We start from the raw sequence: 15,000 nt of genomic DNA on the forward strand, positions 1-15,000 counted from the left end.
AGAATCTGTGGGCCTCGCCCGCGCCGACCGTGCGGTCGTCCCTGCCTAGACGGTGAAGCCCCCGTCGACGTTCCAGTTCGCGCCGGTCACGAACCCGGACTCGGGGCCCGCCAGAAAGCTCACGATGGCAGCGACATCGCCGACGTGTCCGTAGCGGCCTTGTGCCGTCACCTTCTTCAAGCTCTCGGGAAAGTCACCGCTGTTGTCCGGATTCGCATCGGTGTCGATCGGCCCCGGTTGGACGTTGTTGACGGTGATGCCGCGCGGGCCGAGCTCACGGGCCAATCCTCGGGTGAAGGACGAGACCGCGCCCTTGGTCATGGCGTAGACCGAAAGCCCCGGTCCCGGAACGCGGTCGGCGTTGATACTGCCGATGTTGATGATCCGCGCGTCCTCACCCAGGTACTTCACCGCCGTGCGGACCGCCCAGAACATTCCGCCGATGTTGGTCGCGACCAGACGGTCGAATTGCTCGGCCGGGAAGTCGTCGATCGACGCCAGGTGGGCGACGCCGGCGTTGTTCACCAGCACGTCCAAACCGCCGAGATCGGCCACGGTCTGGTCGACCGCGGCGGCAACTTGTCCGGGATCGGCGGCGTCGGCGTGGATGGCCACGGCCCGCCCGCCGCGCTCGGCGACTTGGGCCACGAGCTTCTCGGCATCCGTCGCCGATGCCGAGTACGTGAAAGCGACCTCGGCGCCGTGAAATGCCAAACGACGCACGATTTCCGCGCCGATCCCGCGTGAACCGCCGGTGACAAGCGCTCGCCGTCCGGCCAAGGGTGTGGTGCTCATGTCTTCTACCTCTCCGGGGAGTTACGAACTCAGTACGTTTGACGTCAAGTCCCGAAGGGCGCGCCGCATTCCCGGTACAGGGAGCCGCGAAGAGTTGGGTTAGGTGGTGATTCGCATCTCGGCATCCGGGTGCGAGCTGAGCGTGACGATGATCGTGCCGCTACCCGTCGCGAACGTGGTGTTCGCATATCCGATGAAGCCGTAGTGCCCGTCGATGGTCGAAACGGCTGTGATGTCGCTGCTTCCCGAGGCGCCGGTGTCGAGGTTCACCCAGTCCGCCGTGACGGTGAGAGAACAGGAGCCGTCATAGGTGCCGGCGTCGTAGCTGATCGCGACGCGGACCCCATTCTCGACGCGATCGCCGACCTGAACCGGGGTCAACTGAGCCTCGGCGCTGACGCTGCCGCCGCATGTCGGCGAGGCCACCACGGGAACGCGATCGAGTTGGGCGAATGGCTCAGCATCGGCCCTCGCGAGCCCCAGCCAGGATGCAGCCAGCACGACGGCCACTGCGCCGGCAGCACGAAGCGAGCTCATGACCGTGTCATCGGCGATCGAAGCGACGGTGTTAGCGGATTTCTCATTCGTGACCGGTTTTCGAGAAGTTGAAGCGCCGATTCGCCCATGATTGAACCCTGAATAGCCAAACGGTCCTATCCGTCGATTCGATCAGCACGTTGCGGCGCTGGTCGATGCTTGTCATGGCTCTCACGGCTACGTTGTGCGCCAACGTGTTCATCAATGGCGCCGCGTTCCTGATCCCGGAGCTGCACCTCGACGACGAGCTTCACCTTGCACAGGCCGGGCTGCTGTCCGCGATGCCCAGTTTCGGAGTGGCGACGACGATGTACGCGTGGGGCCACGTGGTGGACCGGGTGGGCGAACGGATCGTGCTCACAGCAGGTTTGGCGCTCACCGCCGCGGCGGCGTTCGCAGCGGCGGCAGTCGATTCTCTGGTGGCGACGGGGGCGTTTCTCCTCCTGGGCGGGATGGCCGCGGCGAGCAACAGTGCCGCCAGCGGCAGACTCGTGGTGGGGTGGTTTCCGCCGAACCGGCGTGGCTTGGCGATGGGGATTCGGCATACGGCATCCCCGTTGGGCGTAGGGCTGGGGGCGCTGGTCATCCCTCAACTCGCCCAGCACCACGGTGTCGCCGCGGCGCTGTTATTTCCCGCCGTCCTGTGCGCGGCGTCGGCGTTGATCAGCGCGATCGGCGTGGTGGATCCGCCGAGGCCACCGCGCTCGGAGGCGCCGACCGAGCATCTGGCCAACCCCTATCGAGGCTCGACGGTTCTGTTGCGAATCCACGCCGTCTCGATGCTGTTGGTGGTGCCGCAGAGCGTGGTGTGGACATTCACCCTGGTCTGGTTGATGGCTGACCGCGGGTGGTCGGCTACGTCGGCGGGCGTGGTGGTGACCGTCGCGCAACTGCTCGGTGCGGTCGGCCGGGTCGCGGCCGGGCACTGGTCGGACCGCCTCGGTGCGCGGCTGCGTCCGATCCAGATCATCAGTGTCGCCGCCGCGCTCGCCATGTTGGTGTTGGCGGTGACCGACGAGCTGGGCTCTCCGGTGAGCGTCGCCGTGATCGTGATCGCGTCGATGATCACCGTGACCGACAACGGATTGGCCTACACCGCGATCGCCGAATTCGCCGGACCGTTCTGGAGTGGGCGCGCGCTCGGCGTCCAGTACACCGGTCAGATGGTGACGATGGGCGCTACGCCGCCCGTGTTCGGCGCGCTGATCGCGGCCGTCGGCTATCCGGTGGCCTTCGCGGCGTCGGCCATCTTCCCGCTCGTCGCGCCGCTTCTGGTTCCTGTCCACGCCGACCGGGAGATCGCCGACCGCGGTTGACCGAGGGGATCACCGCGAATGACACGATGCCGGAACCCCTGCGACACAAGAGGTTCCGGCATCGTGATCGTATCGGGTGTCAGCTCGCGAGCAGTTCGTCGATCTGATTGATCGCCTGCGCCGTGCCCTCTTCGACGCCCATCTCGAGCACCTTCTGCAGGCCTTCGGCCGACTCGTACGTGCTGACGTAGGTGGCTCTGGTCGCGCCGTCGCCGATCGCCTCGAAGGTGTAGACACTGTGCGCGACCGGCATATTGCTTGCCGGCTTGAGATCCGCGTCGGCGAACCCGTCTTCGAAACTGAAGCTGCGCGGCTCGTCGACGGCCGTGACCTTCCAGTACCCGCCGTACTTCTCGCCTTCGGGTCCAGTCATGTAGTAGGTGACCGTGCCGCCTGGCGTGAGCGCATGCTCGACCACGGTCGCGGGGTAACCCGGTGGGCCCCAAATCTTCTCGAGCTGCCGCGGATCGGCATAGATCTGCCAGACCCGCTCGACGGGCGCCGCGAACTCCGCGATGATCGTCAGGGTGCGGTCGTCGATGTTCTTGCTGATGTTGGTGACAGGCATGGCTATTCCTCGCTGAGTAGGTCGTCAATGCGAGCGATGCGACCGCGCCAGACATCCTCGAGCTCAGTGAGCATCGAGGCGACTGACCGCACCGCCTCCACATCACCACTCGCCAGTTGCTCTCGCCCCTGGCGACGCTTGGAGATCAGGCCTGCCTTCTCCAGCACGGCGACGTGCTTTTGCACCGCGGCGAAGCTCATGTCGTACTGCGCCGCGAGCGCAGTGACCGAATGCTCCCCGGCCAAGACCCGGCGAAGAATGTCTCGCCGAGTCCGGTCGGCCAGGGCGTGGAAGAACGCGTCCGCTCTGTCCTCGTCCTGATCGGTCACCAACAGAATATACAACCGATCGGTTGTATATTGTCAACGGTGTTAGCGCCAATCGCCCGGCGTGTGCCGCGGTCGGCGGCATTGCGACAAGATGGGGTGGTGAATCCGCTGGAGCAGTTGACCGTCGAGCAACTGCGCCTGCGGACCAGCATGAAGTGGCGGACGCATCCTGCAGATGTGTTGCCACTATGGGTCGCGGAGATGGACGTGCCCTTGGCCGAACCCATCGCCGACGCGCTGAATACGGCAATCGCTTTGGGGGACACCGGGTATCCGAGCGGAGCGCGCGCCTATGCCGAGGCGTTGTCCGGGTTTGCGGCGCGTCGTTGGGGTTGGGACGGGCTCGCAGTGCAGCGCACTGCGCTCGTTCCCGACGTGATGCTGGGCATCGTCGAGGTCCTCAAGCTGATCACCGAACCCGGCGACGTCGTGGTCGTCAATGCGCCCGTCTATCCGCCGTTCTACGCCTTCGTCACGCACGCCGGCCGCCGCATCGTGGAGGCGCGCCTCGGCATGGACGGCCGCATCGACATGGAGGCGTTGGATACGGCGTTCGGTACGGCCGCCACGATGAGTGATCGGGTGGTCTACCTGTTGTGCAGTCCCCACAATCCGACCGGTGCCGTGCACTCGGCCGATGAGCTCGCGCGCATCGCGGCGCTCTCCCGCGATCATGGCGTGCGCGTTGTATCCGATGAGATTCATGCGCCATTGGTGTTGGCCGGAGCGGACTTCACGCCGTATCTGAGCGTCGCGGGCGCCGAGGACGCGTTCGCTGTCACGTCGGCCTCCAAGGCGTGGAACCTCGCCGGCCTCAAGGCGGCGGTGGTGGTTGCCGGCCCGGACGCGGCGGCAGACCTCGACCGGATGCCCGAGGAAGTCAGCCACGGCCCCAGCCACCTCGGCGTGATGGCGCACACGGTGGCGTTCGACGAGGCAGAGGCGTGGCTCGATGCGTTGCTGGCCGGGCTGTCGGCCAACCGCGACCTGCTGGGCGAACTGATCGCCGAACACCTGCCCCTCGTCGACTACATCCGGCCGCAAGGCACGTACCTGGCCTGGCTCGATTGCCGCCGACTCAACCTTGAGGAGCCCGGTAGCGTCGACGGCCCCGGCGTCGTCTCCGAACTGGCGGGGCCGGCGCGGGCATTTCTCGACCAGGCACGGGTGGCGCTCAGTTCCGGGCATGTTTTCGGCTCCGGCGGCGCCGGTCACGTGCGGTTGAACTTCGCCGCCTCACAAGCGATCCTCACCGAAGCGGTCAAGCGGATGGGCGCGGTCAGCCGGTAAACCCCTCGCCCTTCGTCGATAGGTCGTGGCTGGTGAAGGTCAGCGGGATCTGCCGTCCGCGGGCGATCTTGTTCAGCATCGCGATCCGCTCGCGCGCGGCGGCGCCGGTCTTCTTTCTCTGTTCGCGGATCGGGTTGGACCACGGCAGCTTGTCCGCCACCATCGCGATGCGGACGTTGAGTTTGGCGATTTCGGTGAAGATCCGGATTCGGCGTTCGTAGTTGTAACCCAGCGGCTCGAAGAAGCTGCCGGCGACCATCGCCTCGATTTGCTGATAACCGAATACCGCGCCCGCGGGGACGAGCGCGAGGGTCGCGGTGAGCTGGTTGGCGTGGCGAGCCACCAACTTCTTGACGACGCCCGGGAGGGTTTCGGTCAGCGTCGTCAGGTGTGCGGGACCCGCGATCGCGTCGACGAGTTCGGCGCGCCACGGCGACGGGTTCCCACCCCGGGCCAGGACGTAGTTCAACGACTTGATCAGGTCCAGACCGGTCGGCGAGTAGAGCCGTTCCGGTGCGCCCCACAGCCGTCCTGAGTACGACGAGTACTCGGCGAGGTCCTCGAGTTCCTGGCTGGTCAGCTTGCGTCCGAACGCGTGGTCGACGAGCCGTCCGAGCAACATCCCACTGCCGAACCCGAGCAGTGATGTCACCGGAATGGGCTCGCCGAACTTCAGGTAGACGTCGTCACCCCATTTCCGGCGCAAGCCACGACTGGCGAGCCCGTGCATCAACCGCACCCGGATCACATCCTGGAAGGCTTCCGAGTGCCGGTCGAAGATGTCGGGCAGCGTGAACTCCGCGAAGACCCGGGCGGTCTCGATGAAGCGCCGCGGGCCGTCGTCGGCGAAACGTCCGGTGGCGCCGGTGGATGCGGAGATGTCGCCGGTCATCGCCGTCTCGTAGAACGCCCACCCCTGGATGATCATGGTCGCCGTCTTCGTCGCCGACATCGCCAGCATGCGGCCGCGTTCGGCGGCCTCCAGGTCGAACTGGCTCGGCAGCTGATCGATGTGCTCGAAGAACTCGACGAACTCCCGGGGCGGATCCTCCAGTGAGTCGATGCCCCGAGTCAGCGCCTGTTCGTACAGTGCGCGGCCCTTCTCGTAGCCGAGGCGCTCGAACGCGTCGACCACGCCGATGATGTGCTCGTCGCCTTGCCAGAAATAATCGTCGCGTAGCCGCGTGAGCTCGTTGGGTTCGACCTCTTTGTCGATGTCGATCCACTGGCCGAACATGAACTCGCGCATCTGCCGCCACTGGGCGGCGAAATGGTCGCAGCCCGGCGGGATAGGGCGCAAGGGCCGATCCGGGTGATCGCGCCGGTTGAATTCGACGTCGTCGAGCCGAATCTCTTGCCGCTCGCCAGTGACAGTCATGTAGCCGGATCCCATCTGTAAATACAGGCCACTGATTTCGACGTTATCGCACAACCCCCGCGTATGTGAATCGCGATTCCGCGCTCGCTACCCCGCTATCGAATCGCGGGTGTCGAGAACTGCCATGTTTGCCGCTGCACGTCCGGCGCCCCACCCGGCGCCGTTGGACGCTGACACCGCACGAGGCACCGTCGACGGAAACAGTCGATGAGCGAGGTCTTCGGCCGCTCTGCTGTTGGCTGCCAGCACGGGAAGCAGACGGACGTCACGTTCCACTTCCGCGGTTACCGATGCGCTGGCGTTGTCGAGTCGCTCGCCGATGCGCTGTGCGTACGCGACAAGAAAAGACTGGCGGAATGTCCTGGAACGTGCTTGTGCAGTTCCGGCGCGCCCCGCGCGCAGCATGGCTCGGTTGGCTTGCACAAGCAGCGACGTGGTGAGCAACTCCACTAACTTGAGATCGGTTTCGCAGCCGATGACGGTGACGAACCCGATGCCCTCCGCCCACACTGCACGGCAACGGTTGGACCGACTCACCACTTGCACCAACGTCGCCTTGGCCGCGGCGTAGGGGTTCTCGATCCAGATACGCCGTGCGGCCGCAGCCGGCTCACGCCCCCGGTTGTGGCGGGCCACCGCTTCGTTCAACGAATACCTGCTCATCAGGTCTTGGGCCTTGGCGGAAAGGGCCTCTGCCTCGTCCGGGAATTCGGTGACTTCGGCTTTTGCGAGTAGAGCGCGGACCCTGCCGAGGACCTTTTCGTCAGCATCGGTCACCGTCGTCGCCGTGTGCCGGTATGTGCCGGGCAGCGGCAGGATCACTTCGAGCGCCGGGAGTCTGCCGAGGAGGTTCAGGAGTTTGAGAACCACGACAAGACCGTCGCGCTGGTCGACGGCGTTCGACGCGGCCCACCGCCACATCTGAGGCGGCTGTGCGCGTGAGCCGACTGAGGCCGACAGCCTGGCGATATCGGCGCGCCAGTCTGGGTGCAAAGTCGCGGCCGCATACCGCCTACACTCACCGACGATCGCCTCGTCGAGGTAACGGATCTCGGCCGGCTTCATTCTGCGGCAGGCGATTTCGTGCAGATCGGACGGTTGCCAACCGTGCGTCCACGCCGCGCTGATGGCCTCGTTCATGGCGAGGTCAGCTGCAACGTCGAGTTCGTGCGCGAAGTCCCGAAACTCGCGCAGCAGTTCGGTGGCGCGATACGGCAGGTGGTCGGCAGGGCCGGATGCGGCCGTGCTCAATGCCACAACGAGGTGTTCGAGGAGCACCGCGCGGTCCGCCGCCGGATCGAAAGCCTCGACGCGCTCTTGCTTGGGCGCCGACCGGCGCCGGTTCCTGTGTTTGGCTGCCCGCTTTTCGCGGTTTCGTCTCCCCATACGCCGAAGTGTTCCGTAGAGGTCCGACACGCAGCGGCAGGCGCGCGGTCTCGGGAGTTCATCACGCTGTGTCGACACCGTGATCACCGCAGGCTCTCAGGTTCCGCGGAGATGTCCGTCGCCCCGTCTACGATTCCTGCGGCCCCCTTCTCAGCATCGACACAAAGGATCTGCAGTGAGTTACACCGCCGCCGACATCACCGAACTCGATGATGTCCAGCACACACGCCTGCGGCCGGCGGTGAACCTGGGGCTCGACGTGCTCAACACCGCGTTGCGTGAGTTGATCGACAACGCCATCGAGGAGGTCGCCGACCCCGGCAACGGTGGATCCACCGTGACGATCACCCTCCACGCGGACGGATCGGTCAGCGTCGCCGACGACGGGCGTGGCCTGCCCGTCGACACCGATCCGACGACAGGAAAGAACGGCATCGTCAAGACGCTCGGCACCGCGCGGGCCGGCGGGAAGTTCTCTGTCCATACCGATGCAGCGAGCACAGGGGCCGGTCTGAACGGGATCGGCGCGGCCGCAGCGGTATTCATCTCCGCACGCACCGACGTGACGGTGCATCGGGGCGCCAAGACCTACGTGCAAAGCTTCGGGCGCGGTTACCCGGGGACGTTCGAGGGCAAGGAGTTCGACCCCGACGCCCCGTTCACCCGGGCCGACACCCAGAAACTGCGCGGCACCGCAAATCGGAAGCCCGCCATGCAGGGCACCACGGTTCGCATCCTGTTCGACCCGGCGGTGGTCCCCGACACCAGCGTCGACATCGGCGAAGTGCTGCTGCGGGCGCATGCCGCGGCCCGGATGTCTCCCGGTGTGCACCTGGTCGTGATCGACGAAGGCTGGCCCGGCGATGAGGTGCCGCAGGCGTTTCTCGAGCCGTTCAGCGGCCCTTGGGGCACCGACACGCTGCTCGATCTCATGTGCACAGCCGCGGGCACTCCCGCGCCGGACGTTCGCGCAGCCGTCGAGGGTCGCGGCGAGTACACCACCGGCCGCGGACCGACCCCGTTCCGCTGGTCGCTGACCGCGGGTCCGGCCGAACCGGCGACGGTGGCCGCGTTCTGCAACACCGTGCGAACGCCCGGCGGCGGGTCGCATCTGACGGCCGCGATGAAAGGCCTGTCCGAAGCGCTTGCCGATCGTGCGTCGCGGATGCGTGATCTGGGCCTGGCCAAGGGCGAAGAAGGCCCGGAGCCACAGGATTTCGCGGCCGTCACCGCTCTTGCCGTGGACACCCGTGCACCGGACGTCGCTTGGGACTCGCAGGCCAAGACCGCGGTGTCGTCGCGGTCGTTGAATGTGGCGATGGCCCCGGACGTCGCGCGCAGCGTCACGGTGTGGGCGGCCAACCCCGCCAACGGCGATGCGGTGACCCTGTGGACCAAGCTGGCGCTGGAGTACGCGCGGGCACGGCGCAGCGCGGAGGGTGCGAAGGCACGTTCGCGCGCGGCTTCGAAGGCCAAGGGGCTGGGCACCAACCTGTCGCTGCCACCGAAGCTGCTTCCCAGCCGCGAGACCGGCCGCGGGTCGGGCGCCGAGTTGTTCCTGTGCGAGGGCGATTCGGCGCTGGGCACCATCAAGGCCGCGCGCGACGCCACCTTCCAGGCCGCCTTCCCGCTGAAAGGCAAGCCGCCCAACGTGTATGGGTTCGCGCTGAGCAAGGCACGGTCCAAAGACGAGTTCGACTCCATCGAGCGCATCCTGGGCTGCGGTGTGCGGGACAACTGCGACCCGGAACTGTGCCGCTACGACCGGATCCTGTTCGCCTCCGACGCCGACCCCGACGGCGGCAACATCAACTCCAGTCTGATCTCGATGTTCCTCGACTTCTACCGCCCGCTCGTCGAGGCAGGGATGGTGTACGTGACGCTGCCGCCGTTGTTCGTGGTCAAAACCGCCAGCGAGCGCATTTACTGCCAGGACGAATCCGAGCGCGATGCGGCCGTGGCCAAGCTGAAGTCCACTTCGAAGGGCCGCGTCGAGGTGCAGCGCAACAAGGGGCTCGGCGAGATGGACGCCGACGACTTCTGGAACACCGTCCTGGATCCCCAGCGGCGCACCGTTATTCGCGTCCACCCCGACGACGGTGAGAAGAAATTGCACCACACCTTGTTCGGTGGGCCGCCCGAGGGCCGACGCATGTGGATGGCCGAGATCGCCGCCCGCGTCGACACCAATTCCCTCGACCTCGACTAAGACTTAGGCAGATACCGTGACCGCCACCCTGGACATACCCGAGCAGAACCCGGACCTGGTCGTCGACCAGAGCGCCGACGACTACTGGAACCTCTATCAGCTGACGTTCGCGCTCTACAGCGTCAGCGACCGTGCGATCCCGTCGGCCTACGACGGTCTCAAGCCGGGTCAGCGTCGTCTGCTCTACCAAATGCACGAGTCGAAACTGCAGCCCGGCAACAAGCCGCAGAAGTCGTCGAAGATCTGTTCCGCGGTCACCGGCAACCTGCATCCGCATGGCGGCACCTCGATGTACGGCGCTGCGGCGCTGATGGCCGCCGAGTTCCAGCGCGTGAAAGTCATTGACGGACAGGGTGCTTTCCCCCGTATCCAGGGCGACATCCCGGCCGCCGACCGCTACACCGAGATGCGGTTGTCGGCACCAGGTGCCGCGCTGACCGCCGAACTCGACAGCCATGCAGTGCCCATGGTGTCGACGTTCGACGGCGAGTGGATCGAGCCGACAGTGCTGCCGGCCCAGTGGCCGGTGTTGTTGTGCAACGGCGCCGTCGGCATCGCCGAGGGGTGGGCCACCAAGGTGCCCGCCCACAACCCGCGCGAGATCATGGCCGCCTGCCGGGCGCTGCTGAAAACGCCGAATATGACCGACGATCGGCTGGTCAAGTTGATCCCGGGTCCCGACTGGGGCTGCGGAGCATCCGTGGTCGGCACCGCCGGCCTGCGCGAGTACATCACCACCGGGCGAGGCCAGTTCACCGTGCGCGGCACGCTCTCGGTCGACGGGAAGAACGTCCTCATCACCGAACTGCCGCCTGGCGTGGCGAGCAACACTGTGCAGGAACGGATTCGGGCCCTGGTCGAGTCGGGAGAGCTCGCTGGTGTGGCGGACATGTCCGATCTGACCGACCGCCGCAACGGGCTGCGCATCGTCGTCACCGCCAAACGCGGCCACAGCGCCGAGCAGATCCGCGATCAGCTGCTGGCCCTGACACCTTTGGAAGGGACGTTCGCCGCCAGCCTCGTCGCCCTCGACGAGAACCGCGTCCCGCGATGGTGGTCGGTGCGCGAGTTGATCAAAGCGTTTCTCTCGCTGCGTGATTCGGTGGTTTTGCACCGCAGTGAGTACCGGCTGGAGAAGGTCACGGCGCGACGTCATCTGGTGGCGGGCCTGATGACCATCCACCTCGACATCGACGCCGCCGTGGCGGTGATCCGCGGCTCCGAAACCGTCGACGAGGCTCGGCAAGGGCTGCAGGACCGGTTCAAGATCGATGCCGTTCAGGCCGACTATGTACTGGCGCTGCAGTTGCGCCGCCTGACCAAGCTCGACGTCATCGAGCTGCAGGCTGAGGCCCAGAAGCTGGATGCGGAGTTCGCCGAACTCACTGAGCTGGTGTCGAATCCGGATGCGCGCCGGAAGGTGATCGACAAAGAACTGGTGGAGACGGCGAAGCTGTTCAAGGGTCCGGAGTTCGATCGTCGCACCGTGCTCGACTTCGAGGCCGCGCCAGTCACTTCCAACGGCGACGACGGGCCCCGTGAGCGCAAGGTCAACACCGCCTGGCGGCTCGACGACCGAGGCGTGTTCTCCGACAGCCACGGCGAGTTGCTCACCTCAGGTCTGGGTTGGGCGGTGTGGACCGACGGCCGGGTGAAGTTCACCGCCGGTGGGGGTCTGCCGTACAAGGTTCGCGACATTCCCGTCGCCCCGGATATCACCGGGCTGGTGCGCTCGGGTGTGCTGCCGGACGGTTACCACCTGGCGTTGGTGACCCGACGAGGAAAAGTCCTGCGCATCGACCCGGCGGCGGTCAACCCTCAGGGCGTTGCCGGCAACGGTGTGGCCGGGGTGAAGTTGGCGGGTGACGACGACGAGGTGATCGCCGCGCTGCCCGTCTCGTGCGCCAACGGCGAGGCCATCCTGTCGCTGGCTGAAAAGAGCTGGAAGGTCACCGAAGTCGCCGACATTCCGGTGAAGGGTCGCGGGGGTGCCGGCGTCGGCTTCCACCCGTTCGTCAAGGGCGAGAGCGCGCTGCTTGCGGCGTCGATCTCGGCGGCCGGGTTCGTGCGAGGGAAGAGGGCGGTCCGGGCCGAGAATCGAGCCAAGGCGTCGATCAAGGGCTCAGGATTAGATGTGACGCCGGCCGGATAGGGGCAGGCCGGTGTGTCGAACCGAACCCCGCTCGGGTTGCGCAACGAATCGAACACGAATCGACATCGCCCGGCGTGGTACGACTATTCACGCCAGTCACTTTGGTAACTTCGCGCGGTGCAGTTATCCCGGCGTGACGCACTGCGCTACGCCGCCGCGGTGTCGGCACTGGCCGGACTCGGTGCGGCATCGGCGGGTACGCACGCGCCGAGGGCCGAGGCCGCCCGCCCCACGCTGATCGACTATGCGATGCGTCAGATCCCGGCGCAGGACATCCGGGCCGCCGGCCACTCCGGCGTCATCAACTACGTCTCGACGTCACGGCCCGGCTCCTCGTTCGGCGCCAAGCCGATCACCCTGCCTTACGCCAAGACGCTGGCCGCGGCCGGTTTGGTGATCGTCAGCAACTACCAGTACGGCAAACCGGGCGGGACCGCGCCATCGGACTTCACCCGCGGGTACGCCGGTGGCGTCGCCGACGCGAAAACCGGTTGGCACCTGCACACCGCCGCCGGTGGCGGACGCACCGCGCCGATCTTCTTCAGCGTCGACGACGACATCGACCGCCAGACCTGGAACGACCTGGCGCTGCCGTGGTTCCGCGGTATCAACTCGGTCATCGGCGTGCAGCGCACCGGCATCTACGCCGGTATCCGACCGTGCCAGTGGGCCGCCGCCGACGGAGTCATCGGAAGATCGGGTTCCGCCGGTCACGTCTGGGCCTGGCAGACCCGATCCTGGTCCAACGGACAGCTTTACCCCGCCGCGGTTCTCTACCAACGCATCATCGACACGGCCTCGAACCCCGGACCGGTGGTCGGCGGCATCCGCGTCGATGTCAACGACGTGCTGGCCCAGGACTGCGGCCAATGGAACCTGCACCCGTGACCGCCTCTGCGGTCAGCGGCGTGGTGTCGTGGTGACGTGCACGTGGTCGTAATGGCCGTACCCTGAGCCCGCCGGACCGCTCGGCGTGTAATACGTGCCGCGCCAGATGACGTCCTGTAACCCGAATCGGCTCGAGTTGCTCAGCATGAAGTCGCGGATCGCGTCGCCGAGCGCGATGCCCTCGGCGCTCTCGGGATTGGGGATCATGATGTCGATCGCCAAGCCGCTCGGATGCCACGGCTTGGAGTCGGGCCGAACGCCGTCGATGTCGGCGATCTGGGGGAATCTTGCGCTGATGGCGCGGGCGGCGAGCACGGTGTTGACCTGTAGGCCCGCCTCGTTCGCGACGCCGGCGGGCAACGCCTCCGGGACGTCGACGCGGGCGGCCGCCAGAGCTTGAGCAGGGTCCACGGGCGGCTGGCCGGGCAACGCGAGGATCGCCGGGTCTGGCGGGGTGGGCGCGGCGGGCGGCGGAGGCGGTGGTGCTGCTGGCGGGACGGCGTTGTCGACGACCGCTTGCTGTTGCGGTGTCAACGCCGCGTACTGCGCCTCCGCGGCCGCGATCTTGCGCAGCAGATCATTCCATTTGGCCTGCAGGTCCGCGCGCACCGCGGCGGCCTGCTCGGTCGCAGCGCGGGCGTCGGCGGCCGACTTCTCGGACGCCTGCGCGGCCGACCCCGCGCGGTCACGCTTTGCGTGGTACGTCTTCATTTGCTCAGCGGTCGTGGCGCCGACCACCCGCTGCAGCGACAGCTTGTCGAGCAACTGCTGCGGCGAAGACGCGGTCAGCAGCGCCGCCGCCTGACCGTTGCGGCCACTCATGTAGTCCATCGCCGCAATGCGGTCGACCGCTGCCTGGTAAGGCGCAAGCTCGGCGTTGACGGCGGCAAGGACATCGAGGTCGGCGCGGTGGCGCTCGTCGGCAGCCTTCTGAGCGGCCTCTTTGGTGTCGACATCGCGCTGCGCCGCCGTGACGGCCTCGCGAGTCTGCAGCGCCTGAGCGGACAACTCGTTGAGCTTGGCCAGCGCGTCGTCCGCCGGGTCCGCATTGACGGCGCCGATCGAGGCGACCAGCACGAGAACTGCGGTTGCAGCACCGCACACCGTTCGTCGGAGTGAGTGGCGCATGCCGGTCACGCGGATTGTCACGATCCTTTTATTGCAGGGACCAACACTTGGTCCGGCCACGTGTGTCTCGGACAGGTTAGAAACTGGCGTCGACAATGTCTACTCGTCCGTCAGTGTGAGCCCTTCCATTCGCCGACTTCTGACTCGCGACTGGGGTTCCCCGGCGGGCTCGTCGATCCGACGGTGTTGGGCGCCACCGCCCGAGCTCTTCAACCGTCGGTCCCGGTATGCCGTCGTCGGCAGGCCCGCTGAGTGCGCCTCCGCACCTCAAGTGGATGCCGCGGGCGTGGAGACGCCTCGACTTTGCTGAACGTGTTTACTCAGCGTGGGAGGGGGCATGGGGTCACCATGAGTCACTTCCCAGCTCCACGGCGGGCGATGGCTTTCTGAACAACCACTGGAGAAACGCCTGATGTGCTCGAGGGCAGGTTCCCGTGACACCCGGTGCCCCGATGGCACCGGCGGTTACTGATCTTGCTAGCCAGAAGCCAACCGTGCAGGCCCGAGAACCGGAGCACACGAGATGAACATCCGAAAGATTCTGCTTCTGGTAGCCACCTGCCTGGCCGCCACACTCCTCATTGCACCGGGTGCAGCAGCAGTACCGCGGCCGACGATCCCGGGAGCCGATGCCGCGATCGCCAAGGCCGAAAGCCTGCTCGGGACAGACCAATTCGGTCAGTATGGGTGTGAAGCTCTGGTGGCCTACGCATTCGGGGTGCCGCAAGAGCGATACGGTTGGGACGGCGCTTCTGAAACCATGTACCAAACGCTGCTCGAGCAGGGGAAGATCCATACCGACATGAACCCCCCGCGTGGGGCACTTGTCTTCAGCGTGGGATCCATCGGCCCACATATCGACATCGCGCGCGGGGATGGGACCTACATATCCGGCGGCGTTCAGGGTCTCTCACCGGGATACGGCGACGGGCACAACATCCAAATTCTGCCCAGCCCGAATGTGGCAAGCGACTGGACCTACCGAGGCTGGAGTCTGGGCTACCCGGAGTAAACCGGGTTCCGG

At 66.4% G+C, this 15,000-nt stretch carries 13 protein-coding genes; 6 read left to right on the forward strand and 7 right to left on the reverse strand.

Annotated features, from left to right (window positions below; genetic code table 11):
- Positions 1-45 precede the first annotated feature (45 nt).
- Positions 46-795 (reverse strand): 3-oxoacyl-ACP reductase family protein, encoded by a 750-nt coding sequence (locus AU192_RS07250; protein WP_064395118.1) that lies wholly within the window; start codon positions 793-795, stop codon positions 46-48.
- A gap of 99 nt (positions 796-894) precedes the next feature.
- Entirely contained in the window at positions 895-1,332 is a 438-nt protein-coding gene (locus AU192_RS07255; RefSeq protein WP_064395119.1) for a hypothetical protein, read from the reverse strand.
- Between the two features lie 164 nt (positions 1,333-1,496).
- Here AU192_RS07255 and AU192_RS07260 point away from each other — a divergent pair, with 164 nt between their 5' ends.
- Positions 1,497-2,648: an MFS transporter gene (locus AU192_RS07260; protein ID WP_233151510.1), complete on the forward strand. Its 1,152-nt coding sequence runs from the start codon at positions 1,497-1,499 to the stop codon at positions 2,646-2,648.
- Positions 2,649-2,727: 79 nt separating this feature from the next.
- On the opposite strand, the gene AU192_RS07265 is transcribed toward AU192_RS07260, so the two are convergent.
- The gene (locus AU192_RS07265) at positions 2,728-3,216 is read right to left on the reverse strand and encodes an SRPBCC family protein (RefSeq protein ID WP_064395121.1); all 489 of its coding nucleotides are present in this window, start codon (positions 3,214-3,216) and stop codon (positions 2,728-2,730) included.
- Positions 3,217-3,218: 2 nt separating this feature from the next.
- Positions 3,219-3,545 carry an ArsR/SmtB family transcription factor gene (locus AU192_RS07270; protein WP_064395122.1) on the reverse strand — a complete coding sequence of 109 codons (327 nt, stop codon included), beginning with the start codon at positions 3,543-3,545 and terminating at the stop codon, positions 3,219-3,221.
- A gap of 150 nt (positions 3,546-3,695) precedes the next feature.
- Here AU192_RS07270 and AU192_RS07275 point away from each other — a divergent pair, with 150 nt between their 5' ends.
- Positions 3,696-4,835 carry a MalY/PatB family protein gene (locus tag AU192_RS07275; protein WP_064395153.1) on the forward strand — a complete coding sequence of 380 codons (1,140 nt, stop codon included), beginning with the start codon at positions 3,696-3,698 and terminating at the stop codon, positions 4,833-4,835.
- On the opposite strand, the gene AU192_RS07280 is transcribed toward AU192_RS07275, so the two are convergent.
- A complete protein-coding gene (locus AU192_RS07280; RefSeq protein ID WP_064395154.1) occupies positions 4,825-6,213 on the reverse strand; it encodes an oxygenase MpaB family protein in 1,389 nt (462 codons plus the stop codon). The genes AU192_RS07275 and AU192_RS07280 overlap by 11 nt on opposite strands.
- An 87-nt stretch (positions 6,214-6,300) precedes the next feature.
- Positions 6,301-7,599, reverse strand: a complete 1,299-nt coding sequence (locus AU192_RS07285; protein ID WP_064395123.1) for a DUF2786 domain-containing protein — start codon at positions 7,597-7,599, stop codon at positions 6,301-6,303.
- A 175-nt stretch (positions 7,600-7,774) separates the two neighbouring features.
- On the opposite strand from AU192_RS07285, the gene AU192_RS07290 reads away from it, so the two are divergent.
- From AU192_RS07290 to AU192_RS07300, 3 genes are all read left to right on the forward strand, one after another.
- On the forward strand, positions 7,775-9,808 hold the full coding sequence (locus AU192_RS07290) for a toprim domain-containing protein (RefSeq protein ID WP_064395124.1): 2,034 nt from the start codon (positions 7,775-7,777) through the stop codon (positions 9,806-9,808).
- Positions 9,809-9,824: 16 nt separating this feature from the next.
- A complete protein-coding gene (locus AU192_RS07295; protein WP_064395125.1) occupies positions 9,825-11,960 on the forward strand; it encodes a DNA gyrase subunit A in 2,136 nt (711 codons plus the stop codon).
- A gap of 117 nt (positions 11,961-12,077) precedes the next feature.
- Positions 12,078-12,848 carry a DUF1906 domain-containing protein gene (locus AU192_RS07300; protein ID WP_064395126.1) on the forward strand — a complete coding sequence of 257 codons (771 nt, stop codon included), beginning with the start codon at positions 12,078-12,080 and terminating at the stop codon, positions 12,846-12,848.
- Between the two features lie 12 nt (positions 12,849-12,860).
- Here the strand turns inward: AU192_RS07300 and AU192_RS07305 are convergent, their stop codons facing one another.
- Positions 12,861-13,985 (reverse strand): coiled-coil domain-containing protein, encoded by a 1,125-nt coding sequence (locus AU192_RS07305; protein WP_064395155.1) that lies wholly within the window; start codon positions 13,983-13,985, stop codon positions 12,861-12,863.
- A 514-nt stretch (positions 13,986-14,499) separates the two neighbouring features.
- Between AU192_RS07305 and AU192_RS07310 the strand changes: the two genes are divergently transcribed.
- Positions 14,500-14,988: a hypothetical protein gene (locus AU192_RS07310; RefSeq protein WP_064395127.1), complete on the forward strand. Its 489-nt coding sequence runs from the start codon at positions 14,500-14,502 to the stop codon at positions 14,986-14,988.
- Positions 14,989-15,000 lie beyond the last annotated feature (12 nt).

It is taken from the genome of Mycobacterium lehmannii (assembly GCF_001499925.1).
GTDB classification, from domain to species: Bacteria; Actinomycetota; Actinomycetes; order Mycobacteriales; family Mycobacteriaceae; genus Mycobacterium; species Mycobacterium lehmannii.

Excerpts from the sequence above, each read along its gene's own strand:
- AU192_RS07260 (WP_233151510.1), top strand. The coding sequence starts at position 1,497 with ATGGCTCTCACGGCTACGTTGTGCGCCAACGTGTTCATCAATGGCGCC.
- AU192_RS07255 (WP_064395119.1), bottom strand. The coding sequence starts at position 1,332 with ATGAGCTCGCTTCGTGCTGCCGGCGCAGTGGCCGTCGTGCTGGCTGCA.
- AU192_RS07310 (WP_064395127.1), top strand. The coding sequence starts at position 14,500 with ATGAACATCCGAAAGATTCTGCTTCTGGTAGCCACCTGCCTGGCCGCC.
- AU192_RS07280 (WP_064395154.1), bottom strand. The coding sequence starts at position 6,213 with ATGACTGTCACTGGCGAGCGGCAAGAGATTCGGCTCGACGACGTCGAA.
- AU192_RS07285 (WP_064395123.1), bottom strand. The coding sequence starts at position 7,599 with ATGGGGAGACGAAACCGCGAAAAGCGGGCAGCCAAACACAGGAACCGG.
- AU192_RS07275 (WP_064395153.1), top strand. The coding sequence starts at position 3,696 with ATGAAGTGGCGGACGCATCCTGCAGATGTGTTGCCACTATGGGTCGCG.
- AU192_RS07250 (WP_064395118.1), bottom strand. The coding sequence starts at position 795 with ATGAGCACCACACCCTTGGCCGGACGGCGAGCGCTTGTCACCGGCGGT.
- AU192_RS07265 (WP_064395121.1), bottom strand. The coding sequence starts at position 3,216 with ATGCCTGTCACCAACATCAGCAAGAACATCGACGACCGCACCCTGACG.